General features: G+C 68.9%; 21 protein-coding genes. 6 read left to right on the top strand and 15 right to left on the bottom strand.

Going from position 1 to position 25096, the window contains the following annotated elements; translation table 11 throughout:
• Positions 1 to 10: 10 nt before the first annotated feature.
• From JD292_RS10380 to ald, 11 genes are all read right to left on the bottom strand, one after another.
• A complete protein-coding gene (locus JD292_RS10380; protein WP_200132683.1) occupies positions 11 to 637 on the bottom strand; it encodes a DUF3156 family protein in 627 nt (208 codons plus the stop codon).
• Positions 634 to 2094: an APC family permease gene (locus tag JD292_RS10375; RefSeq protein WP_200132682.1), complete on the bottom strand. Its 1461-nt coding sequence runs from the start codon at positions 2092 to 2094 to the stop codon at positions 634 to 636. The genes JD292_RS10380 and JD292_RS10375 overlap by 4 nt, the downstream gene beginning before the upstream one ends.
• Positions 2095 to 2404: 310 nt before the next feature.
• Positions 2405 to 3574, bottom strand: a complete 1170-nt coding sequence (locus JD292_RS10370; protein ID WP_439649273.1) for an NAD(P)/FAD-dependent oxidoreductase — start codon at positions 3572 to 3574, stop codon at positions 2405 to 2407.
• A gap of 11 nt (positions 3575 to 3585) precedes the next feature.
• Positions 3586 to 4596: an ABC transporter ATP-binding protein gene (locus JD292_RS10365; RefSeq protein WP_200132680.1), complete on the bottom strand. Its 1011-nt coding sequence runs from the start codon at positions 4594 to 4596 to the stop codon at positions 3586 to 3588.
• Positions 4589 to 5386: an ABC transporter permease gene (locus tag JD292_RS10360; RefSeq protein WP_200132679.1), complete on the bottom strand. Its 798-nt coding sequence runs from the start codon at positions 5384 to 5386 to the stop codon at positions 4589 to 4591. Before JD292_RS10360 ends, JD292_RS10365 begins: the two co-directional genes overlap by 8 nt.
• Positions 5386 to 6267 carry an ABC transporter permease gene (locus JD292_RS10355; protein ID WP_200132678.1) on the bottom strand — a complete coding sequence of 294 codons (882 nt, stop codon included), beginning with the start codon at positions 6265 to 6267 and terminating at the stop codon, positions 5386 to 5388. The genes JD292_RS10360 and JD292_RS10355 overlap by 1 nt, the downstream gene beginning before the upstream one ends.
• Positions 6268 to 6280: 13 nt before the next feature.
• Positions 6281 to 7408 (bottom strand): ABC transporter substrate-binding protein, encoded by a 1128-nt coding sequence (locus tag JD292_RS10350; RefSeq protein WP_233614144.1) that lies wholly within the window; start codon positions 7406 to 7408, stop codon positions 6281 to 6283.
• Between the two features lie 40 nt (positions 7409 to 7448).
• A complete protein-coding gene (locus tag JD292_RS10345) occupies positions 7449 to 8120 on the bottom strand; it encodes a helix-turn-helix domain-containing protein (RefSeq protein ID WP_369411232.1) in 672 nt (223 codons plus the stop codon).
• A 147-nt stretch (positions 8121 to 8267) separates the two neighbouring features.
• Positions 8268 to 9866 carry a helix-turn-helix domain-containing protein gene (locus tag JD292_RS10340; RefSeq protein ID WP_200132676.1) on the bottom strand — a complete coding sequence of 533 codons (1599 nt, stop codon included), beginning with the start codon at positions 9864 to 9866 and terminating at the stop codon, positions 8268 to 8270.
• A 29-nt stretch (positions 9867 to 9895) separates the two neighbouring features.
• Complete coding sequence (locus tag JD292_RS10335) at positions 9896 to 10348, bottom strand: hypothetical protein (protein WP_200132675.1); 453 nt, start codon at positions 10346 to 10348, stop codon at positions 9896 to 9898.
• A gap of 26 nt (positions 10349 to 10374) precedes the next feature.
• Positions 10375 to 11502, bottom strand: coding sequence for an alanine dehydrogenase (ald, locus tag JD292_RS10330; protein WP_200132674.1), 1128 nt, complete (start codon positions 11500 to 11502; stop codon positions 10375 to 10377).
• 188 nt (positions 11503 to 11690) lie between these two features.
• Here ald and JD292_RS10325 point away from each other — a divergent pair, with 188 nt between their 5' ends.
• Positions 11691 to 12179, top strand: coding sequence for an Lrp/AsnC family transcriptional regulator (locus tag JD292_RS10325; RefSeq protein ID WP_200132673.1), 489 nt, complete (start codon positions 11691 to 11693; stop codon positions 12177 to 12179).
• Positions 12180 to 12233: 54 nt separating this feature from the next.
• On the opposite strand, the gene JD292_RS10320 is transcribed toward JD292_RS10325, so the two are convergent.
• Positions 12234 to 13982, bottom strand: coding sequence for a cation:proton antiporter (locus JD292_RS10320; RefSeq protein ID WP_200132672.1), 1749 nt, complete (start codon positions 13980 to 13982; stop codon positions 12234 to 12236).
• A 63-nt stretch (positions 13983 to 14045) separates the two neighbouring features.
• Positions 14046 to 15221: a winged helix DNA-binding domain-containing protein gene (locus tag JD292_RS10315; RefSeq protein ID WP_200132671.1), complete on the bottom strand. Its 1176-nt coding sequence runs from the start codon at positions 15219 to 15221 to the stop codon at positions 14046 to 14048.
• A gap of 154 nt (positions 15222 to 15375) precedes the next feature.
• Between JD292_RS10315 and JD292_RS10310 the strand changes: the two genes are divergently transcribed.
• Genes JD292_RS10310 through JD292_RS10300 form a run of 3 tightly spaced genes read left to right on the top strand, consistent with a single transcriptional unit; the run spans position 15376 to position 22309 of the window.
• Positions 15376 to 16578 carry an exonuclease SbcCD subunit D gene (locus JD292_RS10310; protein ID WP_200132670.1) on the top strand — a complete coding sequence of 401 codons (1203 nt, stop codon included), beginning with the start codon at positions 15376 to 15378 and terminating at the stop codon, positions 16576 to 16578.
• The gene (locus JD292_RS12505) at positions 16575 to 19724 is read left to right on the top strand and encodes an AAA family ATPase (protein WP_200132669.1); all 3150 of its coding nucleotides are present in this window, start codon (positions 16575 to 16577) and stop codon (positions 19722 to 19724) included. The genes JD292_RS10310 and JD292_RS12505 overlap by 4 nt, the downstream gene beginning before the upstream one ends.
• Positions 19721 to 22309 (top strand): DEAD/DEAH box helicase, encoded by a 2589-nt coding sequence (locus JD292_RS10300; RefSeq protein ID WP_200132668.1) that lies wholly within the window; start codon positions 19721 to 19723, stop codon positions 22307 to 22309. Before JD292_RS12505 ends, JD292_RS10300 begins: the two co-directional genes overlap by 4 nt.
• A gap of 62 nt (positions 22310 to 22371) precedes the next feature.
• Here JD292_RS10300 and JD292_RS10295 read toward each other — a convergent pair whose 3' ends face one another.
• Positions 22372 to 22773 (bottom strand): GntR family transcriptional regulator, encoded by a 402-nt coding sequence (locus tag JD292_RS10295; RefSeq protein ID WP_233614141.1) that lies wholly within the window; start codon positions 22771 to 22773, stop codon positions 22372 to 22374.
• A gap of 43 nt (positions 22774 to 22816) precedes the next feature.
• On the opposite strand from JD292_RS10295, the gene deoC reads away from it, so the two are divergent.
• Entirely contained in the window at positions 22817 to 23548 is a 732-nt protein-coding gene (deoC, locus tag JD292_RS10290) for a deoxyribose-phosphate aldolase (protein WP_200132667.1), read from the top strand.
• 45 nt (positions 23549 to 23593) lie between these two features.
• Positions 23594 to 24559, top strand: a complete 966-nt coding sequence (locus JD292_RS10285; protein WP_200132666.1) for a Ppx/GppA phosphatase family protein — start codon at positions 23594 to 23596, stop codon at positions 24557 to 24559.
• Between the two features lie 90 nt (positions 24560 to 24649).
• Here the strand turns inward: JD292_RS10285 and JD292_RS10280 are convergent, their stop codons facing one another.
• Positions 24650 to 25030, bottom strand: a complete 381-nt coding sequence (locus JD292_RS10280) for a VOC family protein (RefSeq protein ID WP_200132665.1) — start codon at positions 25028 to 25030, stop codon at positions 24650 to 24652.
• Positions 25031 to 25096 lie beyond the last annotated feature (66 nt).

Here is a 25096-nt window from a genome sequence, read left to right as displayed (position 1 = left end):
CAGCTGGAATCTATGCAGCGACCGGGTGGAAACCGCGGAGTGCTGCGACGAGGTCGATGATGCGTCGAGGCTCGCCCGCCGGGAACGCCGTGGCGTGGAACACGGGCGGGATCAGGACCCAGACAAACGAGCCCCCGAGCGGGGTGATCGTGACGGAGCGCGTGCCCCGCTCGGCGGTGATCCGGGCGGAGACGAGATCGATGCCGGCGAGGTGCTCGCGAACGGCCGCGTTCAGCGCGCCGAGGCGCGGGGACGCGACGAGCGCTCGATCGACGGCCCGGCCACTGCTGTTCGCGGGGCCGCCGGGGACTCCGAAAGCGCCAGTATTCGCGGGCCCGGACGAAGCGATGAAGTGTGCCCCGCCCCGCCCCCGGTGCGAGACCTCGATCCCTGCGGGGACCTCGGACTCCGGCGGCAGCTCGGCCGTCACCGTGAGATTGTAGACGCGCGAGAACACGTAGTTGCCCGGGGAATAGCTCAGCGTGAGCGGCACACCTTCCGAAGTGCGCACCCGCACCGAGGTGCGATCGGCCGCTTCGATCGTGCCGAACTGCTCGGCGACCCTTCTGAGGGAGGCCCGCGCCCGGCCGACGATCGGGCCGTCGCCCGCGAGCGCGTGCTTCCGCTGGCGGCTCATGCTCGGGCCCCCGGATCGGAGGGGGCTGCCAGCTCCGCCTCGGCCTGCTGCTCGAGCTCCTCGCCGTATTCGCCGCCGAGGTCCTCGGAGCGGATCACGATGTTGTTCTGCGTGTGCGTCAGATCGGTGGGGGTGAAGATCGGGAGGCGGTTCAGCTTCAGCCAGATCAGCGCGAAGATCGCGATGGCGGCGAGGATGATGCCCGCGCTGCCCCAGACGACGAGGCGCTGATCCATGTCGGGAACGATGAACACGATCAGGTAGACGCAGGACGCGATGCCGAGGATCTGGGGCAGCGGGTACAGGGGCGTCTTGAACGGGCGGCGTGCGTTCGGATAGCGACGGCGCAGCACGATCACGTCGACCTGGGCGATGATGTAGCTGAAGAGCCAGGTCACACAGGCGATGCTGATGAGATTCAGGATCAGGTCGATGCCGCCCTCAGTGAAGGTCGAGTAGAGGAGCACGGATGCCATGCAGCCGGCGGTCACGAGCATGCCGGCCCACGGAACGCGGGATCGCCTGCTGACCTTGGCGAGCCACTTCGGCAGCAGGCCCTCGTTTGCCAGGCCGTAGAGCATGCGGGGGATGGCCGCGAGGTACGAGTTGCCGGTCGAGAAGGACGCGAGGATCGTGACGACGGTCATGATGAGGCCGCCGGTGGCCCCGAAGATCGCGGTCGCGCCGACGACGTGCGGGATCGAGGAGGCGGCCATCTCGGCGAGGTCGGCGTAGCGCGTCGCGCCCCAGCCGAAGAGGACGTCGACGACGAAGATCGTGGAGACGCCGATGATCATTGCCAGCGGGATCGTCTTCCACGGGCGGCGGACCTCTTCGGCGAGGGGAGCGACGAACTCCATGCCGATGTAGAGCCAGATCGCGACCGCCCCCATGGAGGCGAGGGTGCCCCAGTCCGTGTTGAGGAACGGGTTGTCGACGGGGGTGCTCGAGGTGAAACCGAACACGCCGGCGAGACCCATGACGGCGAGGATGCCCATCATGCCGAACACGACGGGGATCTGCACGCGCGCGAAGATGTCGACGCCCGAGATGTTCAGGGTGAGGAGGATCGCGAGCAGGATGAACGAGAAGAGCGGTGCCGGGAAGCCGGTCAGGCCCTCGAACGAGTCGCCGGCGACGAGCAATTGGGTGCCGCCGTCGGCGGACACGAGCACGAGGTACCCGCCCAGGACGGCGAGGATCGCCGGGAGCCGGCCCAGCGCGGGCAGCGTGTACTCGCCCACCATGCCGCCGCCCGGCAGCATCGAGGCGAGCTCGCCGTAGGATATCGCCACCATTGTGATGATGATCAGCCCGATGAACGCTGGGATCGCGAAGGCGAGGCCGCCCGTTCCGAAGCCGTTTCCGAGCGACACCATCGCGGTGCCCGAGACGACGAGTCCCGTCGAGGCCGCGTAGGCGGCTCCAAAGCCGAGACTTCTCTTCAACTTGACCATGTACGAGCTCCTTTGCTGGACGGCCGGTGTCGAGACCCCTATTCTGCGGTGCGGAGCAACTCCGCCGCATTGGCCGTTTCAGTCTATTCCTGGTGAAACATGGACGTAAAAACGGGCAATCTGGTCCGAGCGAACCCCAGAATGTCGTTTTACGTCTCGAACGTTGGACGTTTTGCCACAGTGATCGCTCGGCGGTCGGCAAAACCGAACGACCCGCCTCCCGCTCGCGGAAGCGAGGAGGAGACGGGTCGTGACGTTCGGAGACGGGTCCGGGACCGCGGGCGACCGGCCCGCGCGCGGAGTGGATCGGTCAGTGGCGACCGATCGGGTCGAAGTGCTCGCGCGGGGCAGTGCGACCCTCGAAGCGAGCGGGATCCCAGTACCGCTGGAACTCCTCGTCGCCCGGACCGCCGGAGACGAGGTCGGCCAGGTACTCGCCCATGAACGCGGTGTACTTGAACCCCTCTCCCGAATCGCCGCAGGCGAGCACGACCGTCGGCGCGACCCGTCCGATGATGAAATCGCCATCGCCCGAGTCGGTCCAGGTGCAGACCTGGGCGGTCACGACCTCGGGGACGATCGAGGCGATGTCCCGGGCGATTCTGGCGCGGATCAGCTCCGAACGCTCCAGCCGGACGTCGCGCTCCAGATCGTCCCCGAGCGTGCCGTCCGCGAGCGCGCGGAGCGGTAGGTCGAGGCCGACCTTGTAGCCGAGCGGGCCGTTGGGCATCGCGTAGATGCCGGGTTCGTCGCCGATCGGGCAATCGACGAGGCCGGGCAGTTCGGGAGCCGGCGGGTGCGCCGCGGGGTCGCCGAGCGCGACGACCTGCTCGATGTAGGGCTTCAACGGAAGGGAGAGGCCCAGTCCGGGAAGCAGCTCTGCCGTGCCGGGTCCGGCCGCCAGGAGCACCTGCTCGGCCTCGATCGGCTCGCCGCCCTCGACGTGCACGAGCGCGGTGCGATCGCCCGGTTCGATCCGGGTGACCCGCGTCTGCGCGCGGAACTCCCCGCCGGCAGCGAGGAACGCGGTGAGGGACTTGCCGAGCACAACCTCGGGAAGGACGACCCCGGCCTCCTCCACCCAGAGCGCGTCGCGACCGTCGGGCCGCAGTCCGGGGAAGTGGTCGCCGACGTCGTCGGCCGGGATCCTGACGACCGGCTGATCGATCGACCTGAGTGCCGCCTCGACCCGGGGCAGGGAGACATCGTCGCGCCACACGAGTCCCGTGCGACGGAACACCGGTTCACCCAGCCGATCGCTCAGGCGCTCGAGAGCGCGAAGCGTGTCCAGCATCGCGCGGGCGCGCCACACCTGCGTGTCGGCCAGCCGCCACAAACGCGTCGAGCCGCCGTTCGAGGCGAACGGACCGCCCGGCTCGAAGCGCTCCACCAGCGTGACCGAGAACCCCTGATCCTGCAGTCGCAGCGCGGCGGGGAGGCCCCAGGCGCCCCCGCCGACGACGACTCGCTGCTCGCTCACCATCGCTCCGATCAGGCGGGCAGCACCGGCGCGAGCGCCGGATCCCAGGTGAGAACCGCCTCGCCCGTGCCGCCGGCGATCCAGTCGAGTTCGCGCTCGCCGCGCACCACGCCGACCGCGCCGTCGGGAAGCACGATCTCGAACTTCCAGCCGGAGCCGAGGTAGATCGCCTGTCGCACGGTGACGGGAATCGCGGGCCGGCCGGGGCCGGCAGCCGCGGCGTCGCGCACGAGTTCGCCGCGCTCGGGGCGAACGATCGTGACCGTCGTCCCGTCCTCGCTCTCCACAACCGTCGACTCGCCGATGAACTCGGCGACGAAGCGCGATGCCGGCTTCTCGTAGAGTTCCTTCGCGGTCCCGACCTGCTCGATCCGGCCGGCGCTGAAGACCGCGATCCGGTCCGAGAGGGTGAGCGCCTCCTCCTGATCGTGGGTCACGAACACGAAGGTGCGGCCCACCTCGCGGTGAACGCGACGCAGCTCCAGCTGCAGCTGCTCACGCAGCTTCTTGTCGAGCGCGCCGAGCGGCTCGTCGAGCAGGAGCACGCGCGGCTCGAAGACGAGCGCGCGGGCAAGGGCGACGCGCTGCTGCTGGCCGCCCGAGAGCTCCTTGGGGAAGCGATCCTCGTATCCCTTGAGACCAGCGGTTTCGAGGGCCGCCAGGACGCGCTGCTTCTGCTCCGCCTTCGGTACGCGTCGCTCCGACAGCGGGAACGCGACGTTGTCGAACACGGACAGGTGCGGGAACAGCGCGTAGTGCTGGAACACGATCCCGAGCTCGCGCTTGTGCACGGGCACCCGGTCCATCTGCTTGCCGTCGATGTAGACGCTTCCGGTCGTGAGCTCGGTGAAGCCGGCGATCAGATTGAGCGTCGTCGTCTTGCCGGAGCCGGACGGACCGAGGAAGGTCATGAACTCGCCCGCCCGGACCTCGAGGCTCACGTCGTCGAGGGCGATCGACTTGGGGTAGTGCTTGGAGACGCCGTCGAGGATGATCTCGGCGCCGCGCGCTGTTTCAGCCACGTTGCTTCCTTCCGGTGAACACGAGCGCACCAATGACGATGGCCGTGGTGAGAATGAGGATGACGGTCGCTGCGGCAGCGAGCGTCGGGTCGGTATCGCGGGTCACGCTCGCGTACATGAGGACGGGAAGCGTCTGCAGGTACGGGCTCTTGATGAAGAGCGAGATCATGACCTCGTCGAACGAGGTGACGAACGCGAACAGCGCACCCGAGACCATCCCGGGGATAATGTTCGGCAGCGTCACCCGGAAGAAGGTGCGCACCGGCGAGGCGCCGAGGCTCTGCGACGCCAGCTCGAGCCGCTCGTCGAAGTTGGCGAAGCCCGCCGTGATCGCGACGACCGTGAACGGCAGGGCGAGCACGGTGTGCGCGAAGACGAAGCCGACGAGCGTTCCGACGAGGCCGAGCTTCAGGAACACGGCGTAGATGCCGATCGCGAGCACGATCCCCGGCACGACCATGGGGGCGAGCAGCCCCACCGTGAGCGCGCCCGCGAGCTTCTTGTTGACGAGATTGCGCAGGCCCATCGCGGCGAGGAGGCCGAGCACGGTCGCGAGCGCGGCGACGAGCAGGCCGATCAGGAACGAGTTCCAAAGCGCCCCGGTCCACTGCGGGTTCGAGAAGAACGACTCGTACCAGCGGAACGACCAGCCGGTCGGCGGGAACACGAGCGAGGCCTTATCGGTGAAGCTCAGCGGGATCACGACGATCGTCGGAGCCACGAGCCAGATCGCGACGATGATCGCCGCGGTCCACAGGAGCACCTTGGTGACGGGAGTGACTTTCAGCATCAGAACACCTTCACTGCCATGCCGCGTTTGGCACCGAACTTCGAGATGAGCCCGATGATCCCGAGGACGATCAACGTGCACACGAGCAGGATCACGCCGAGTGCTCCGCCGCGACCCCACTGCAGGAGCCCGCTGACCTGGGCGTAGATCGCCTGGGCGAGCATGCTGTCGGACGGTGAACCGAGCAGGGCCGGGGTGACGTAGAAGCCCAGCGCCTGGATGAACACGAGCAGGCTGCCGGCCGCCACTCCGGGGAGCGACAGCGGAACGAACACCTTGAAGAAGGCCGCAGACGGGCGGGCCCCCAGGGAGCGCGCCGCCGTCACGAGCCGGTGATCGATGCCGCTCATCACCGCGTACAGGGGGAGGACCATGAAGGGCATGAGCACCTGGCTCAGTCCGATCAGCACGCCGGTGTTGGTGCGGATCAACTGCAGCGGCCCGATGCCGACCAAGCCGAGCAGGGAGTTCACGATGCCGCTGTCCTGGAGCAGCACGATCCAGGCGAAGGTGCGGATCATGAGCGAGGTCCAGAACGGGATCAGGGCGATCACGATGAGCACGACGCGGGCGCGCTTCCCGACGATCGTCATGAGATAGGCGTAGGGATACGCGAGCACGAGGCAGATCAGCATCGCGAGCACCGCGTTGCCGAAGGTGCGGCCGATCACCTCGAGGTTGTTCGAGTTCGAGAGCGCCCAGGTGTAGTTCTCGAGTCCCGGCTCGGGGACCGTGAAACTCTGGATGACGCTCTCAAGCAGCGGATAGGCGAACACCCCGATCAGGAGCGCGTACGCCGGAAGGATGAGCAGGAGGGCCCGCGACCGGGCGCGCGAGGACCTGCGGTCCGCGCGCCCGATCGGGATGTTCGTGGTGGTCATGGGATGTCCTGGCCTAGCCCTGCATCCAGGTCATCCAGCGCTCGAGCTCGGCGTCGTAGTTCTCCGCCCACCAGGCCTGATTCGTCTTGACCATCTGGTCGGCGATCTCCGGCTTGGTGGTGAGGTACTCCTCGGCCAGCTTCGAGAGCTTCGGCTTGGCGTCGACGTTGACCGGCGAGTAGGAGCTGTCGACTGCCATGATCTCCTGGGACTTGGTGCCCAGGTAGTAGTTGATCAGCGCCATCGAGGCGTCAGGGTTCTTCGCGCCCTTCGGAACCGCGAGTGCGTCCGCGATGATGAGTGACTGGTTCCAGATCGGCTTGTACTTTGCGCCGTTCTCGACCGCGCCGTATCCTCGGCCCGACCACAGAAGCACCATGTCGGCCTCGCCGGACTCGACCATCTGCTGCGATTCCGCTCCGGTCTTCCAGTAGATCAGGTTGTCGCGGATGCCGTCGAGCTTCTTGTACGCGCGGTCCATATCGAGCGGGTAGAGCTTGTCGGGAGCGACGCCGTCGGCGAGGAGTGCGCCCTCGTAGACGCCGGGGCCGATGTCCTCGAAGCCAGCGATCGCGCGCTTGCCCGGGAACTTCTTCGTGTCGAAGAAGTCGGCCCAGCCGGTCGGGGCCGTCGGGTAGGCCTCCTCGTTGTACATGATGACGTAGCCGTACTGCATGGCCGGCACGTAGCACTTGCCGACGAGCTCCTGGTTCGGGATCTTCGAGGTGTCGACGATCTTGGTGTCGAGGTCCATGAGCAGGCCGTCTTCGCCGCAGTTCTTGTCGGCCCAGATGATGTCGGTGTCGACAACGTCCCAGCTGACGTTCTTGCTGTCGACCTGGGCCTTCACCTTCGAGTACTCGGTCGGGCCGTCGGAGAGCACCTTCGCTCCCGACGCCTCTTCGAAGGGCTTCAGGGACTTGATCTGCGCGTCCTGGAAGATGCCTCCCCAGGAGGAGAACGTGAGGGTGACGCCCGCGAGAGCGTCCTTCTTGACCTCGCCGGCAGCAGCGGGGCCGCTGCCGAGGTCGACGTCGACCGGTCCGCCGCCGCCAGCGGTACAGCCGACGAGCATGCCGCCGACGCCGACGACCGCGAGCGCGGTCATGAGGCGGCGCTTCATGGCGCTGGTGTTCTTCATCTTCAGATCTCCTTCGATGTGGGAATGGTTCGGGGTGGTCTCAGCGGGACGGACCTGTCGGGTCCGCGACGGTCTCGTCTGGCGTCGGCGGGCTGTTGATCCACAGCACCTCCGCGCCCTGCTCGAACGGGTTCGCGACGCGGTGCGGCACATTGCTCATGTACTCGATGGAGTCGCCCTTGCGCATGGTGTAGTCGGTGCCGTCGAGAGTGAGCACGACCGAGCCTGCGGTCACGACGAACATCTCCTGCGAGGCGCCGTGCACGTAGTGATCCGGACCGGTCGAGGCGCCCGGCTCGAAGGTGCCGGCGTAGACCTCGAGCTGGCGGAGCGGCGGGAGCGAGAGGACGTATTTGATCCCGCCATCGAGGGGGATCGTGGGCCGATCCTCGGCGCGGAGCACGCCTGCGGTGTGGGTGACGCCGTCATCGAGCAGCTGGGCCGGGGTGAGGCCGAGCGCCGCGGCGACCTTCCGCAGCGAGGAGACGCTCGCGTTGGTGCGTCCGTTCTCGAGCTGGCTGAGGAAGCTCGAGCTGACGCCGGCCGCCGAGGCGAGTGCACGGAGGCTGAGTCCGCGCGAGCGGCGAACGGCGGCGACGCGGTCGCCGAGGTCCGGGCCATCATCGCCTTTGGCCGCGGGAACGGCAGTGGAGCCGGGGCGTGCTTCCGCGCGCGGGGTGCTGTGCGAGCGAGTACCGAGTTCAGTGTTCACCCTGCCACCAATCATTCTGAACGCCGTTATTCAGTCCACTGAACATCTGTGTTCAGTAAGAGCGACACTAGCGTTCACTCAGCAACTCCGCAAGTGATTCCCAGATTTGAGGTGGGCGGTTCCGAACGACGGGCTGATCAGCCGGTGCTACGGTCGACGGTCCGTGTCGAGGAAGCGCAACGCGAGGGCGAGCTCCGCTCTGGCCTGGAAATCGTCGAGATCCAGGCCAGTCAACCCGGCGATCGTGGTGAGGCGATGCGCGAGCGTGTGGCGGTGGATCCCGAGCTCCTGCGACGCCGGAAGCGGGCGTCCGTGGTGACGCAACCACACCGCGAGCGTCTCGAGGAGCGCGCCCCCGTGCTCCGCGTCATAGCCGCGCAGGGGACCGAGCAGCCTGCGAGCCACCAGCGAGCCGTCGGAGGCATCGACCAGATCAGACACCCCATTGCGCCAGATCTCGGAGAACCGAGTCACCCGCTCGGAACCCAGGCGGCGACCGTGATCCGCGGCCTTCTTCGCCTCATCGAGCGCGATCCCCAGGCCCGACCACTCGTCCGTGCGTGAGCGGCCGAGGGTGAGCTCAAACGGCGCGAGTCGTTCGATCGCGCGGTCCGCGCCGGATTCCGGCACGATGACGGCGGCGTCGCCGCGGTACCCCGCGAAAAACAGAGGCAGCTCCGGCGTCGAGGGGAGGGCCTCCAGCGCCGGGATCAGCCGCGCGGTGTCGAAGCGGCGCGGAATCCCGATCAGCGCAACGAGCGGCGGCGCAGGGAGCGGGCCCCACAGCCGCTCGACGATGTGGCTGGTCACGCTTGCGTTTCCGGTGAGGATCAGGTGCAGCAGGGCCTCCCGCAGCGTCTCGGAGAGCCCGGCGAGCTTCTGGTTCTGCTGTAGCGACACGCTGACGAGGGCCAGCACGCTCGACATGACGTCCCGGGACAGATCGTCGAGCCCGCGGCTCAGTGTCAGCGCGAGCATGCCGCTGGGCTCGCCGGGTTCGCCGAGGAGCTGCAGCACCGCTTCGACGTCGGGCGTGACCTGGGCGGATCGGAAGCGCTGGCCGGAGCTCAGCGACTCCAGCACGATGCCGGTGAGCGCCGCTTCGGCGACGCGCGGCCCGTCCGGGGCGTCGACGACGGTGATCGGCCGCCCCACCGGGTCATAGAGCGCCACGCCGCAGTCGAGCTGACGCGCCGTCTCCCGGAGCGTGGCCTCGAGGCCGTCGCGTCTCGTAGCGGCATTCGCGATCGCACGCTGCGCGCGCAGTGAACGCGAGTAGCGTTCCGTCTCATCGCGCTGCAGGACCTGGGCCGCCTCCTGCAGGAGATCCATGAACGAGATCTCATAGGGGACATCGAACAGGATCAGGCCGTGCCTGCGGCACGCCTCGGCGAGCTGGGGCGGGATCCCGCGGTGCACCACGTCGCTCCCGAAGCCGATCCCGATCACGCCGTGCGCCGAGACGAGGGCCGCGTAATCGTCGTAGATCGCGGCGAGTCGTTCGGGTTCCACCCGAACCGACGGGACCGCAGGGTCTGCGGACTCCGTCACCGGGAACTGCCAGCCCAGGGTGAGGATCACCTCCGCGGGCCCGAGAAAAGGCGTCGGATCGATCATGTCGGTGGCGTGCAGCCACTCGAAAGGCCGATCGAACGCCTGCTCCTCAGTGGTCCCCGGTCCGCCGCCGACGACGAGCCGCAGGTGGAGCGAGGCGTTCAGAAGGAGTTTGCGCAGGCTGAGGGACACGCCCCCATGCTATGCGCGGAGAGAGGCGACTAGGCGCCGAGGCGAACCTTCGTCCCTGCGCCGACGCCGATCCTGCGCTGCAGCGCCTCGGTGATGACGGGCACGGCGGGATCCATGCCCAGCTCCCGCGCAACGTCGGAACCGGATCCGCCGAGATCGAGCACCACCGCCGTGATCGCCTCGGCGAGCGGGCCCTCCAGCTCGGCAACCGCGCGGGACATTCCGGAGCGGGCCGCCCTCGCGAGCGCCGGAGCATCGTCCCCCGCCGCGGGCACTTCGGCGCGGGCATAAGTCACGCCGTCACCGGAGATCGCCTCGGCGACGATCCGCTCGCCGTCGGCGGCGGCATCGCGACGCACGACGAGCTCGAGTTCACTGCTCGACGAGACCGGGGCGACGTCGAAGGGGAGGGGAATGCCCGAAGGGGCGCCACCGTGATCGTGATCCGGTGACGCCCCTCCGAACGAGAACTTCAGATCCATGGGATCCAGAGTACTCGGGTGCGTGCTTAGGCGTTGGCCGCGAGCACGTCCTCGACGGACGAGAACGGGAGCTCGGGGAACGCGTCGGCGACGCCCTTGTAGTTCACGACGCCGTCATGGGCGTTGAGGCCCTTGGCGAGCGACGCGTCGTCGTTCAGCGCCTTGACCCAGCCCTTGTCGGCGAGCGCGACGACATAGGGGAGGGTGGCGTTGGTGAGCGCGGCGGTCGAGGTCTCGGGGACCGCGCCCGGCATGTTCGCCACGCAGTAGTAGATCGAGTTGTGCACCGGGAAGGTGGGATCGTCGTGCGTGGTCGGGTGCGAGTTCTCGAAGCAGCCGCCCTGGTCGATCGCGATGTCGACGAGCACCGAGCCCGGCTTCATCTGCGCGACCATCTCGTCGGTGACGAGCTTCGGCGCCTTCTCGCCCGGGATCAGGACCGAACCGATGACCAGATCGGCTTCCTTGAGCGCCTCGGTGATGTTGTGCGCGTTCGAGGTGCGGGTCTGGATGCGGCCCGAGAACTCGTCCTCGAGCTGCTTGAGGCGGGGGATCGCAATGTCGATGACCGTGACCTCTGCGCCCATGCCGAACGCGATGCGCGCGGCCTGCTCGCCGGCTGCGCCGCCGCCGATGACGACGACCTTGCCGCGACGGGTCGCGGTAACGCCGCCGAGCAGCACGCCGCGGCCGCCGTTGGCCTTCATGAGGGAGTGGGCGCCGACCTGAACCGACAGGCGGCCCGCAACCTCGGACATCGGGGCGAGGAGGGGGAGGGCGCGGGTCGGGAGCTGCACGGTCTCGTACGCGATCGCCGTGGTGCCCGAGTCGAGGACGGCCTTCGTGAGGTCGAGGTCGGCCGCGAGGTGCAGGTAGGTGAAGAGCACCTGGCCCTTGCGCATCTTGGCGTACTCGGAGGGGATCGGCTCCTTGACCTTGAGGATCATGTCCGACTCAGCCCAGATCTGGTCCGCGCCGTCGACGATCTTGGCGCCGGCCGCGACGTACTCAGCATCGGTGATGGCCGAGCCGAGGCCTGCGCCGGCCTGGACCAGCACCTCGTGGCCGCGACGGGCCAGCTCGAAGACGCCCGCCTGCGTGATGGCGACGCGGTTCTCGTTGTTCTTGATCTCGGTAGGGATACCGACGCGCATGATTGAGCTCCAAAGAAGTCTGCGAATGGTTGGGGTGGGTGCACTCCTGGCGCACGACACCGGCTCGCGTCGACGCTGCGTGAGGAACCTACTAATAGTGCAGTATATTCGTATTCAGTTGCGAAACGATGAATACTCTTCGGATTTCATCGTGTCCGGACTGATATTGCGAGCGAGAGGTGGCCACCATGCCCGACGGATCGAAGAATCTGCGTCCGGACGTAGAGTTGGATGACGTTGACCGCAGAATCATCGAGGAACTGCAGGCCAACGGCCGGATCACGAATGCGGAGCTCGCCGATCGTGTGGGCGTGGCGGCGTCGACGTGCATCGCTCGCGTGCGGGGGCTGCAGTCGCGGAAGGTGATCACCGGGTTTACGGCGTCGGTGGATCCGCGCGCGATGGGTTTGGACCTCGAGGTGCTCGTGAGCGTGACGGTGCGCTCTGGTGCGCGCCAGCGGATCGCCGAACTGAGCGAGGAGCTGCGCTCGCTTCCCGAGGTCATGCAGCTGTTCTTCCTGGGCGGGGTCGAGGACTTCATCATCCACCTCGCGGCGCGCGACTCGGATCACGTGCGCGACTTCGTGGTCGAGCATCTGTCTGCTGATCCCGCGGTGTCGTCGACGCGGACGAGCATCGTGTTCAGCCACCACCAGAATCCGGTGCGCGCGGAGTAGTCGTGCCCTGGGCGGACGCGCTGGGAGGGCGCGCCCGGAGCAGGCACGCCCTGATCAGGTGAGCGGCGGTGCTTTGAGCTGCGTCTCGTGCGAGTCGAGGGCCGCCTCGGCTTTCTTGAGGGCCCGCGAACTGTAGCGGCCGATGGCGCGTTCCTCGAGGAGGGCCGTTCGCTGCGCTTCGAGGCCGATGCGCGCGAGCCGCATGAAGGTCTGCTGCGGCGTCTCGACGGGGTCGAGCTCGGCTCCCGCCGCTGCGGCCGCCTCCGCCGTCTTGGCGCCGTTCGCCCTGATCACGATGGGTGTGAGCGCCATGCGCGCGCTGGCTCTGGCCTTTGCGACGATGAGTTCGCTCGGCGCTGGGGCGTTGTCCGCTGCGGCGAGGGCGTCGTCGATGGCCTCGTTGGCGGCCTCGATGAGGTCGCCGCTCAGCGAGAGGAGTTCTCCGGCGCTGTCGCCGTTGCTCGTGCCGTTGGGCCACAGCTTGCGGATAAGCGGCGGCAGCGTCAGCCCGTGCAGGAGGAGGGTGATGACGGCGACCCCGAACGCGACCAGGATGAGCTGCGCGCGGAAGGGGACCTCGGCGGGGATGGTCTGCGCCGCGGCGAGGGTGACCACGCCGCGCATGCCGCTCCAGGAGAGGACGACGCCGTCGCGCCAGCCGAGCTGCTGATCCCGCTCGTGATCGAGGTCGGCCTGGGAGCGCTGCTCGAGGATCTCGACCCGGCGCAGCCGCTCCGTGTTGACGCCTTCCCTGCTGCGGAAGCGGTCAGCGAGCCTCGCGACGCCCTCGACCTTCCCCGCGATTCGGCGAGCCGCCCGGCGCTGCACGCCGAGGAGCGGGAACACGAAGATCGCTCGGCAGATGACGAGCACGATGACGAGTCCGACCGCGATGAGGATCGTGTGCTCGAGCCGGAACGCGGAGTCGCCGGTCTGCTCGACGAGCGCGTGCAGTTGGAGGCCCATCAGCAGGAACACGCCGTTCTCGACGGCGAACTCGACGGTGCGCCAGTTGAGCCGCTCGTTCATTCGCGCGGTGGCGCTGAAGCGCCTGGACGCGTGATGCCCGGTGTAGAGGCCGGTGATCACGACGGCGAGGACGCCGGAGGCGTGCATCGCCTCGGCCGGGATGAACGCGATGAACGGCACGACGAAGGAGATCATCGTGTCGTAGATCGGGTTGCGCAGGTGCGCGCGAATCCACACCGTGACGACGCCGATCAGCGCGCCGATCAGGACCGCGACCGCGACCGAGTACGCGAACGACCCGGCGGCGTCCCAGAAGACGAATGTTCCGGCGACGGCCGCGAGGGCGGTCTTGAGGAGGACGAGCGAGGTGGCGTCGTTGACGAGGCTTTCTCCCTCGAGGATCGAGACGACGCGCTCGGGCATGCCGAGCCGCTTGCCGATGGAGGTCGCGGCGACGGCGTCGGTGGGGCTGATGACGGCGCCGAGCGCGATGGCCACGGGGAGCGGGATCGCGGGCACGACAAGGTGCAGGAGGAATCCGACGACGAGCGCAGTCAGGAGGACGAGGATCACGGAGAGCCCGATCACCGGCCGGAAGTTGCGTCTGAAGTCGACGAGTGGCACGTTGACGGCCGCGGAGTAGAGCAGGGGAGGGAGCACCACGAGGAGGATGATCTCCGGGTCGACCTCGATAAGGGGAAGGAACGGCAGGTAGCCGAGACCGATGCCGAGCACGACGAGCAGGAGTGGGGCGGCGACGCCGATTCTGCTGCCGAGAATCGAGGCGCCCACCAGCAGGACGACGGCGGCTACTGCTACGAGTCCGAACTCCATTCGGCTATTTTCCCACGCGAGCCCGGAGGTGGCGTGCGGGTGAAGCGATCCCCGGTGTCATTCTCAGGCCGTGACCGGCGCGGGCAATTCGAGCGCGTGGAACCTGGCCCAGCGCGCCGCCTCCTCGCGAAGCTCCTCCGGGGGAACGGTGTGCCCGGGGAAGGGGGAGAGCTCGATCCCGGAGGTTTTCCTCGGTGGGCGCCGCCAGGTGCCGACCACCTCCCCGCCGCGCACGATCGTTGCGAGGAACATCCCGTTCCGGCCAGGGACGATGCGGTCGAAATGCTCGGGGGCGAGTTGCGGCTCGCGGTCCGTGTACCCGAGGAGATGCTCGTCGAAGGCGGGGAGCAGGCGCCACGTGGGTTCCTCGCTCCCGTTGGCCACCTGTCGCTCTCCGAGCCACTCCAGCTGCTCCGGGGCGGCCCAGAGCTCCCCGGCTCTCCCCGCCGCCCCGTCGAGGCTGAGCGGCTGGAGACGATCGGCCTCTGCCGCGTGGGCGATCGCGGCGCGCGCCTGAGTGAGGGTGAGGCCGGTCCACCACGCGAAGTCGCGCTCCCTGATGGGCCCGCGTCCCACCGCGTACCGCGCCGCGAGTTCCGCGAGCGCGTCTTCTCCCTCGAGGATCCGCGGCCGCGGAATCCAGCGCTCCGCATCGACGAGCAGCGGCTCTCCTCCGGCGCGGACCGGTCCGAACACCGCGAGTCCGTTCTGGCAGAGCCACCAGATCGCGTGGTACCGCCACGCTGCTTGCCACTCGATTCCCGCCTCCGTCCACGCCGTAGACAACTGATCCCGATCGATTCCGTCTCCGGCTCGGATAGCGGCGAGCGATACCTCCACGATGCGTTCGAGCGCGGCATCGCTCATGCCGATGGTCTGGCGCCGCTTCGGCGCGCCAGCGAGGACGCGATGGTTGAGTGCCCGCTGGATCCAGCCGATATCTTCCGCAGCGAGGACGTGAATCGTGCCGCGCATGGGCCACGATCTCACGATCCTGCCGCTCGAGAATGCCTCGTGCACATCGGCGAGCGAGGTGCCAGGCGTGCGGAGGCCGAGGGCCCAGCGCGCTGAACGCCAGTCCTGCCCCTGCACCGCGAGCATGCGGGAGGCCGTTTCCGCGATCCCCTCGACGGGCGAGAGCTTCCTCCCGGCCAGCGGCTCACGCGGAGCCGCTGCGTCAATTCCGAGCGCCCGCGTGCGGAGCCCGAGGAGCTCGCGTGAGGTGATTCGAAGATTCATGGGGTCAGTGTAGGTCGGACCTCCGACACTGACGGGTCTCGGCGTGTCGGCCCGCCGGCGCGCGGTGTCGCGTCCGTGTCAGTGGTCTGTGACAGGCTGGATCCATCGCCCGGATCCTCGGTCGATTTCGGGTTCGATGACGGGAAGGATCGGGATGCGCCTGCTGCACACCTCGGACTGGCACCTGGGCCGCAGTTTTCACGGCCATTCGACGCTGCCGCATCTGCGAGAGGTCCTCGCGGCAATTCCGGCGCAGGTCGAGGAGCACTCGGTCGACGTGGTGCTCGTCGCAGGAGACATCTTCGATCACGCGGCGCCAGCGGCGGAACTGTATCTCGTTCTTGCCGAGGCGATCAGGGGAATCCGCGCGGCCGGCGCGGAAGTCGTGCTGATCAGCGGGAACCATGACAACGCGATCCGGCTGGGATTCCAGGCGGAGTGGGCGGCCCTCGGCGGCGTTCACGTGCTCACCAGACCCGACGCCTTCCGTTCGCCGCTCGAGCTCAGCGACGCCCACGGTGCAGTCGATATCTATGGCGTTCCGTACCTGGAACCGATGCTCAATCGCGAGCTGTATCCGGGTGAACGGTTGCGGGAGCACCGCGAACTCCTCGGACGGGTCGGTCACGAACTCGAGGAGCTCCGTTCGCAGCGCGGAAATCGCTCTGTCGTGCTCTCACACTGCTTCGCCGTGAATGCCGCAGCCGGTCGAGACGGCGAGTCCGTCGCAGCAGCGGGCGCCGATCTCGTGTGGGATCTCACCGCGGGCGGTCTCGACCTGGTGCCGGCCTCCGTGTTCGCCGCCCACGACTACGTCGCGCTCGGCCACCTGCACGGTCGCAGCGAGCTCGCCCCCAATATTCGCTACAGCGGAGCACCCCTCCACTTCTCCTTCGGCGAGGCCGGGAGACCGCGAGGCAGCTGGCTCGTCGAACTGACCGCCGATGGCCTCGGCGAGGTGCAGTGGGTCCCGCTCCCGGTTCCCCGTGATCTCGCGAGGATCCGAGGTCGGATCGCTGATCTGCTCAGTAGTTCCGAGTACGAAGGTGCTGAGGAGAGTTGGGTCGAGGCCGTACTCACCGATCCGGTCCGGCCACTCGACGCGATGCGTCGGTTGCGGGAGCGCTTCCCGCACTGCGCCAGAATCGAATTCGAGCCGGAGAGCGGGGAAGCCTCGGAACGGCGCAGCTATGCCTCGCGCGTCGCGGAGCGCAGCGACGAGGAGGTCGTCGACGAATTCCTGCAGCACGTCCGCAATGGTCACGGCCTTGACGCCGCCGAGCGTGAAGTCCTCGCCGAGGTGCTCGTGGAGTCCCGGATCGCCCTCGCGTCCCATCGAACTGGAGGCACCCGGTGAGAATCCTTGAGCTCGAAATCGAGGGCTTCGGACCCTTTAAAGACCAGCAGATTCTCGACTTCGATCGCGCGGCGAGAGGCGGAATTCTCCTGATCACCGGCCGAACAGGGGCGGGGAAGTCGAGCATCCTTGACGCCATCAGCTTCGCGCTGTACGGCTCGGTTCCGCGCTACGACGGAAAGGTCGGCAGGGTTCGCTCCGACCACCTCGCTCCGGATCGCGGCGCACGAGTCCGCCTGGATTTCGAGATGGCGGGGGAGCGGTTCCGCATCGCTCGAAGCCCCGAGTGGGAGCGGCCCAAGCTGAAGGGCGAGGGCACCACGGTGCAGAAGCCCACGGCGGAACTCTGGCGCTGGGATGCATCGCGCGAGGACTGGGAGGGGCTCGCTTCGCGGCCCGTGGACGTCGCGGCGATGCTCACCCCCGTGCTGGGACTCAGCCACGAGCAGTTCCTGCAGGTGGTCCTCCTGGCGCAGGGCGGCTTCCAGCGCTTCCTGAAAGCCGGTGACCAGGAACGGCAGGCGACGCTTCGCACCCTCTTCAGGACCGAGCGCTTCGCCGAGGTGGAACGCCTGCTGCTTGAGCGGCGGAAAGCGCTCGGCGACGAGGTCGACCTCGCCGAGGCGCGGATTCTCGGGCTCCTCGAACAGCTCGAAGCCGCCATCGCCGCGGACCCGCTCGCGGTTGCGGCTGCACCGAACGAACCGGCAGCGGAACGCAATCAATCGCATCAGGATCAGGATCAGGATCAGGATCAGGATCAGGATCTCCCACGCCCCACCACCCTGCAGGGGAGGCGGACGGTCGTGGCGGCATCGCTCGAGGCCTCCGCGGCACACGTCGCAGCGCTCACCGCAGCGGCGGGTTCCGCGCGGGAACGCACGGCAGCAGCCGAGCGAGAGCAGCGGGGCGTCGCGGCGATCGCCGAGGCTCAGGCGCGGCTCGCCGCGGCACAGGCGCGCGAGCGCGAACTCGCCGACCGGGAGCCGGAGATCGCTGCGCTGCGCGCTCGCGTGACAGCGGCAGACCGAGCGCAGCGCGCGGTCCCCGCGCTCGAACGGCTGGAGGAAGCCGAGGCCGAGCACGCGCGCCTCAGCGCGGGAGCGCGGCAGGCGAGAGAGCAGCTCGAAGCCGGCCTCGCGACAGGCTCGCCGATCGCACTCGCGTCGGAGGATTCCGGCAGCGCACCCTCGCCAGGGAAAGAGCGACTCAGCGAGGAAGAGCTCGGGTCGCTGCGCGACGGGGCCACGGCCACGCTCGCGCTCCTCGACCGGGCTCACGAGACCGAGCGGGATCTCGCGGAGCTGCGCGACGAGCAGCGCCGCAGCGCCGCCGAAGCTGAACGCGCGGCGGCGGAGGGGAGCAGGCTCGCCGCGCGAGCCGAAGCGCTCCCTGGGCTGATCGCTGATGCGCGCGCTGAGCACGAGCGCGTGCAACGCGAGGCCGCGGCCCGGCCCGAACGGGCAGCCAATGTCGAGCGAGCGGAAGGGGTGCTGCGCGCGGCGCGGCAGCTCGAGGCGCTCGCGCCGGAGATCGCACTCGCCGAGGGAGAAACGGCCGCCGCGGCGGCGGCGTCGGCAGACGCGGCCGCAGCGGTCAGCGCGCTGCTCGATCGCCGTCTCGCTGGGATGGCCGGCGAGATCGCGTCAGGGCTTCGTGTGGGGGAGGCGTGCGCCGTCTGCGGATCAACCGAGCACCCTGCGCCCGCCGTCCAGAACGACCCCGTCGATGAGGCGGAGATTGATTCGGCGGAAGCCACCCTCGCGTCGGCCCAGACCCGCTACGAGGCCGCCAGGTCCCGCGAGCGCGAGCTCGGCGAACGCCGGGCCGCGGCTCTCGCCGGTGCGGCAGGAGCATCGCTCGAGTCTGCGGCCGCTGAAGCCGCGGCCGCCCGCGCGGCGCTCGAGCGCGCGTCGACTGCGGTCGCGGAGGCCGAGGCGCGCACCCGCGCGCTCGCGGAGCTCGAAACCGAGCAGTCGGCGCACGCCCGGGACCTCTCCGCGAATCAGCAGCGGATCGCTGCGCTCCGTGAGGCGGCCGCGGCGCAGGAGCGTCGTGAACGCGAACTCTCCCGCCAGCTGGAACTCGATCGCGGCGGTTTCCCCTCTCTCGGGGAGCGGCGGCGCGCCACACGCGAACTCCGCGAGCTCGCGGAACGCGCGCTGGAGACGATGCTCGCCGAGCGAAGCGCCGTCGAACTGCGCGATCGTGCCGCACGGGAAGCCGAGGCCGTTCTCGCCGAGGCGGCGTTCAGCAGCGCAACCGAGGCGCGCGCGGCGGCACTGCCGGAGCCGGAACGCGCGCGCACGGCTGAGCAGATCGAGCGCCACACCGCCGAGCGGCAACGCATCGAGGGCGTACTCGCGGAGGCTTCCCTCGCACATCTCCCCGCAGAACCGGCGCAGCTCGACGAAGCCAACGGCCGCCTCGAGCGGGCCCGCGAAGCGGGCAATCGCGCGGCCGAGGCCGAAACCGCGGCCCGCGAGCGCCTGACCGGACGGCAGACGCAACTCGCGCGCATCGACACGGAGCTCGAGCGCATCGCCGGGGCGGCCGAGCGCCTCAACCGCCTGCGCCTCCTCGCGGACGCGGCACAGGGCAAGGAACCGAACACGCGACGCATGCGGCTCGAGGCGTTCGTCCTCGCGGCGCGACTTGAGGCGATCGTCGATGCCGCGAACCAGCGGCTCACGCGCATGGTCGGCGGCCGCTATCGACTGCTCCACGACGATGGCCTGCGCAGTCGCGGCAGGCAATCCGGGCTCGGCCTTGCCGTTCTCGACGAGTACACGGGTCGAGAGCGCAGTACGGACTCCCTCTCCGGCGGCGAGACGTTTCTCGCCTCGCTCGCGCTGGCCCTCGGGCTCGCCGACGTCGTAACCGCGGAGACCGGCGGGATCAGACTCGATACCCTGTTCATCGACGAAGGATTCGGGACCCTGGACCCGGACGCGCTCGACCAGGCGCTCGCGACACTCGACGCGCTGCGGGAAGGGGGCCGAACCGTCGCGCTCATCAGCCACGTTGCCGAACTGCGCGAACGGCTCCCCGCCCAACTCGAGGTGATCGTCGACGACCGCGGGGTGAGTTCGCTCCGCGGAGAAGGTGTGGTCGCTGGATCGTCCACCCAGAAGGAGAAGCCATGACGCTCGCCACGCTCCTCGACCGTTACGCGAGCCAGGGTGCGCCCGAGGCCGACGAGGCCTTCGCCGATTTCGAGGAGTGGGTCTGGGAAGAAAAGGGACTCCGCCTCTATCCGGCCCAGGAGGAGGCGATTCTCGGCATCACCCTCGGCGGCAACGTCATCCTCGCAACACCGACCGGCACGGGAAAGTCCCTCGTCGCGCTCGGCGCACACTTCATCGCGCTCGCGGAGGGCCGGAGCACCGTCTACACGGCACCCATCAAAGCCCTGGTCAGTGAGAAGTTCTTTGACCTCGTCGACGTGTTCGGCGCCGACAGAGTGGGCATGGTCACCGGGGACACCTCGATCAATCCCGACGCTCCGATCCTCTGCTGCACGGCTGAGATCCTCGCCAACCTCGCGATCAGAGACCGGACAGCGGGAGGTATCACTCAGGTCGTCATGGACGAGTTCCACTACTACGCCGAGCCCGATCGGGGCTGGGCCTGGCAGGTCCCGCTGCTCCTCATGGGGCAGGCACAGTTCCTGCTCATGTCGGCGACCCTCGGAGACGTCACCGAACTCGGTGAGGACCTGACCAGGCGCACCGGCCGCGAGACGAGCCTCGTCACCGGGGTGGAGCGGCCCGTCCCGCTCGAGTTCTCCTACGCGGTCGCGCCGGCACACGAGGTCGTCGAGGAACTCCTCGAGGAGCGCCGCACCCCGGCCTACCTGGTCCACTTCAACCAGTCCCATGCCGTCGAGCAGGCGCAGGCCCTCGCGAGCATCCGCATCGTCGACCGCGAGGGCCGCACCGAGATCGCCGACGCGATCGGCGACTTCCGATTCTCGACCGGCTTCGGTCAGACGCTGTCCCGGCTCGTCCGTTCCGGTATCGGCGTGCACCACGCCGGGATGCTCCCGCGCTACCGGAGGCTCGTCGAACAGCTCGCACAGCGCGGACTCCTCAGGGTCATCTGCGGTACCGACACGCTGGGCGTCGGCATCAACGTGCCGATTCGCACCGTCGTGATCACGGCGCTCACGAAGTTCGACGGCGAGAAGATGCGCCGCCTGTCCGCCCGCGAATTCCATCAGATCGCTGGCCGCGCCGGCCGGGCCGGCTTCGACACCGAGGGCGACGTCATCGCGCTCGCCCCGGAATACGAGATCGAGAACGCGAAGTCCGCGGCCAAAGCCGCGGCGAAGGCCGCTGGCGGCAAGGGCGGCAAGAAAGCGAAGCCCGCGAAGAAGAAGTCTCCGCCCCAGGGTTTCGTCGCCTGGAACGAGGCCACGCTCGACAAGATCGTCGCCTCGCCCCCGGAACCCCTGGTGAGTCGCATGCGGGTCACGCACTCGATGGTGCTCGGAGTCATCGGCCGAGGCGAAGAGCGGGAAGGCGAGGCGCTGGAGACCATGCGCACACTCGTCTTCGACAGCCATGAGCCGCGCGCCGTTCAGTATCAGCACGCCCGCACGGCAATCGAGATCTTCCGGACCCTCCGGCGCGGCGGCATCGTCGAGGTGCACGAGGACGCGAGGGGCCAGCGTCTCCTGCGCCTCACCGTCGAGCTGCAGGCCAACTTCGCGCTCAACCAGCCGCTCTCGCCCTTCGCGCTCGCCGCGATCGAGCTGCTCGACCCCGAAAGCCCGAGCTACCCCCTCGACGTGATCTCCATCATCGAGGCCACGCTCGAGGACCCGCGCGCGATCCTGCGGGCCCAGGAGCACCGGGCCCGTGGCGAGGCCGTCGCGGCCATGAAGGCCGAGGGCATCGAGTACGAGGAGCGCATGGAACTCCTCGAGGAGGTCACGTATCCGCAGCCGCTGAAGGAGCTCCTCGACGAGGCATTCCAGGAGTATGTCCGGGAAGTGCCGTGGGCGCGCGACTACGCGCTCAAGCCGAAATCCGTGGTCAGAGACATGATCGAGCGGGCCTTCGGGTTCCGCGACCTCGTTTCCTTCTACCAGCTCGGACGCTCCGAGGGCGGGGTGCTCCGCTACCTCTCGGACGCCTACCGCGCTATCGAACGCACGGTTCCCGAGCAGGCGAAGAGCCCCGAGCTCGATGAGCTCATCGAGTGGCTCGGCGAACTCGTGCGGCAGGTCGACTCGAGCCTCATCGACGAGTGGGAAGAGCTCGCGCACCCCGACCCCGAAAAGCACCGCGAGGTCGCCGAGAACGCGGCCGCGATCGCCCCGCCGCCGGCGCGATCGGTGCTCGGCAATGAGCGCGCCTTCCTCGTCATGCTCCGCAACGCGCTCTTCCGGCGCGTTCAGGCCGCCGCGTTCGAGCGATACGGCGAGCTCGCCGAACTCGACGGCGCGCACGGTTTCGGCGAGCAGCGCTGGCGCGATGCCCTCGCCGGCTACTACACCGAATACGACGAGATCCGCGTCGACGCTGACGCCCGCTCGGCCGCGCTCCTCGAGCTCGACCGCAGCGCCGAGAGTGTGGCCGCGGGCGTGTGGCGTTTCCGCCAGGTCCTCCTGGACCCCGAGGGGGACCGCGACTGGGCCATCACCGGCACCATCGACCTGGCAGAGTCCGAAGCGGAAGGAGAGCCGGCGGTCCGCGTCGAACGCGTCGGGCCGTTGGGGGAGTAGCTCGCCCGGCAGCGGCGAGCCACATGCGCGACGCGGGACCGGCGACCGCTGACCGCTGACCGTTACCCGTTCACCGCGCGGAACGCCTCGGAGACGAACTCCAAGGCGCGCCCCTCGGCGACCCCGAGCTCGCCCATGCGCGCCACGAACGCGGCGGCCGCGGCACGCGCCTCCGGCTCCTCGACCGCGGTGAAACGGACAAACGTCCCCGCGCGGCCGCGCCCTTCGGCAACACCCGCCTCCTCGAGCGCGCGGTAGGCGTGTGCAACCGTGTTCGTCGCGAGCCCCAACTCCGCGGCCAGGGCGCGCACCGTCGGGAGCCGCGATCCCGCGGGCAGATGGCCGCTGCGCACCGCCGCGATAATCGCGTTGCGCAACTGCTCGAACGCCGGCTCGGCGGCCTCGCGATCCACCGTGATCCGAAAACCCGAGCCGGGAGAAGGCATCCGCGCCGCATCAGTCATGCGAACAGCCTACGGCGACCCCGAGCGTTGCTACGCTTGCGGCATGACGAATGACGCCAGCGCACCCACCGAAGAGCTCACCGTCGACTGGTTCCTCGCGAACGCGGACCACACCCTTCTCGCCCCCGCGACCACGCGGGACGAGCTCCACGACTTCCTCGCCGCGGCCCGAGAACTCGGCGTCGCGCGCGTATGCATCAGCCCGAGCATGCTGCCCGTCGATCCCGAGGCGCTCGGCGGCCTCGAGGTCGTCACCGTGGCCGGATTCCCGAGCGGCGCGCACTCCGCCGAGACGAAAGCCGCCGAAGCGGCGCTCGCGGTCCGCAACGGGGCGCGCGAGGTCGATATGGTCGTCAACCGAGGGGCCGTGAAATCTGGCGATCGCGCCGGAGTGGAGGCCGAGATCCGTGCGGTGCGGGACGCGATCCCCGGAACCGTCCTAAAGGTCATCCTCGAGACCGCGTCGCTGAGCGACTCCGAGATCGCGTGGAGCTGCGCGGCAGCCGAGGCGGCGGGCGCCGACTTCGTGAAGACCTCGACCGGCTTCGATCCGGCTGGGGGCGCGAGCGTCGAGGCCGTGCGCATCATGGCGGACGCCGTGGGCGGTCGCCTCGGGGTCAAGGCATCCGGGGGCATCCGGACCGCGGCGGACGCGAGGCGCATGCGTGAGGCGGGCGCCACACGTTTCGGAGTATCCGCCACGGCCGCCATCGTGGCGTCGTGGGAAGAGCCGGCTCCGGCCGCCGCGTCAGCGCCGTCGGGCGGGCACTACTGATCCCGCTGCGGATCTGGGTGTTCACTTCCCCGTAGACTGCTGCTCATGCGCCTCGGAGTGATCGATGTCGGATCCAATACCGTCCACCTGTTAATCGTGGACGCGCACCCCGGGGCGAGCCCGGTGCCGTACCATTCGCAGCGCGCGATTCTGCGGCTCATGCGCTACCTCGACGCCGACGGCGCGATCATCGAGCAGGGCGTTCGCCTCATCATCGATGCGATCAAGGAATCGGTGCGCACGGCCCACGAGATAGGCGTCGACGATCTGATCTGCACCGCCACGAGCGCGATCCGGGAGGCGGCGAACGGCGAGGAGGTGCTCGCGCGGATCGCCCGCGAGACGGGCGCCGCGCTGCGGGTGCTGTCCGGCGAGGACGAGGCCAGGATCACGATGCTCGCGGTGCGCCGCTGGCTCGGCTGGTCGGCCGGAGAGATTCTGCTGTTCGATATCGGAGGCGGCTCCTTCGAGATCGCGCAGGGCGCCGACGAGTATCCCGACGTGCAGGTGTCGCTGCCGCTCGGCGCCGGCCGCACGACGGTGAACTATCTCGCGGAGGATCCGCCAACGCGCGAGGCGGTTTCCGCGCTGCGCGCGCACGCGCGGGAGGAGTTCACTCGCGTGCGCGAGGAGCTCTTCCTCGATCGTCCGCGGCCCAAGCGCGTGGTCGGCACCTCGAAGACGATCCGCTCCCTGGCGCGGCTGATCGGCGGCCCGCCCGACCCGCTCACGGGCGATCTCGCGCAGCTCCACTACGTCGGCCTGCGCGAGTGGGAGCCGACCCTGCGGGAGATGCCGGGAACCGTGCGCGAGTACCTGCCGGGAATCACGCCGGAGCGCGGCTACCAGATCATGGCGGGAGCGGTCGTGCTGCGCACCGCGATGAAGGTGTTCGAGGTCGAGACGCTCACGATCTCCCCGTGGGCGCTGCGCGAGGGCATCGTGCTGCGCTACATCGACGCGCTCGACGGTCGCGGCGCCGATCCCGTCGACGAGTCGCCGGAGGCCTGAGCCCCGGCCGCGCGCGCCCCCGGGGCGCCCGCACGCTCGTGCGCCCGCGACCCCGGGGCGCCCGCACGCTCGCGAGCGAGCAGGCGGCGCCTACGCGATCTCGCGCACCGCGAAGTAATTGCCTTCAGGATCAGCGAAATTGAACGTGGTCATGCCGCCAGCGTTGACGATCTCGCCGACCGTGATCCCCTTCTCGAGGAGCGCTTCGCGCATGGCCGAGACGTCGCGGCTCGAGAACAGGATCGAGGGCGTGCCGAGGGTGATCTCCGGAGACATCTGAGCGACCACCGCGCGATCGAAGAGCTCGATGCCCGCACCGGCCTCCGGATCGTGGGTGAGCTCGACGGAGATGATCTTCTCATCCATTTCCGTGGTGGACACCTCCGTGAGACCGACGGCGTCGACCCAGAAGTCGGCGCACGCGCGCGGGTTCTCAACGTAGATCATGACTTTGCCGAACTGATCGATCATCTGGGGCTCCTTCGGGTAGATGCGATGCTGGACCAGAGTATTCCACGGACCGCCGACACGCACGGG

The organism is Leucobacter edaphi (genome assembly GCF_016522535.1).
In the GTDB taxonomy this organism is placed as follows: domain Bacteria; phylum Actinomycetota; class Actinomycetes; order Actinomycetales; family Microbacteriaceae; genus Leucobacter; species Leucobacter edaphi.
This window is presented reverse-complemented; position numbering and strand designations above follow the sequence as displayed.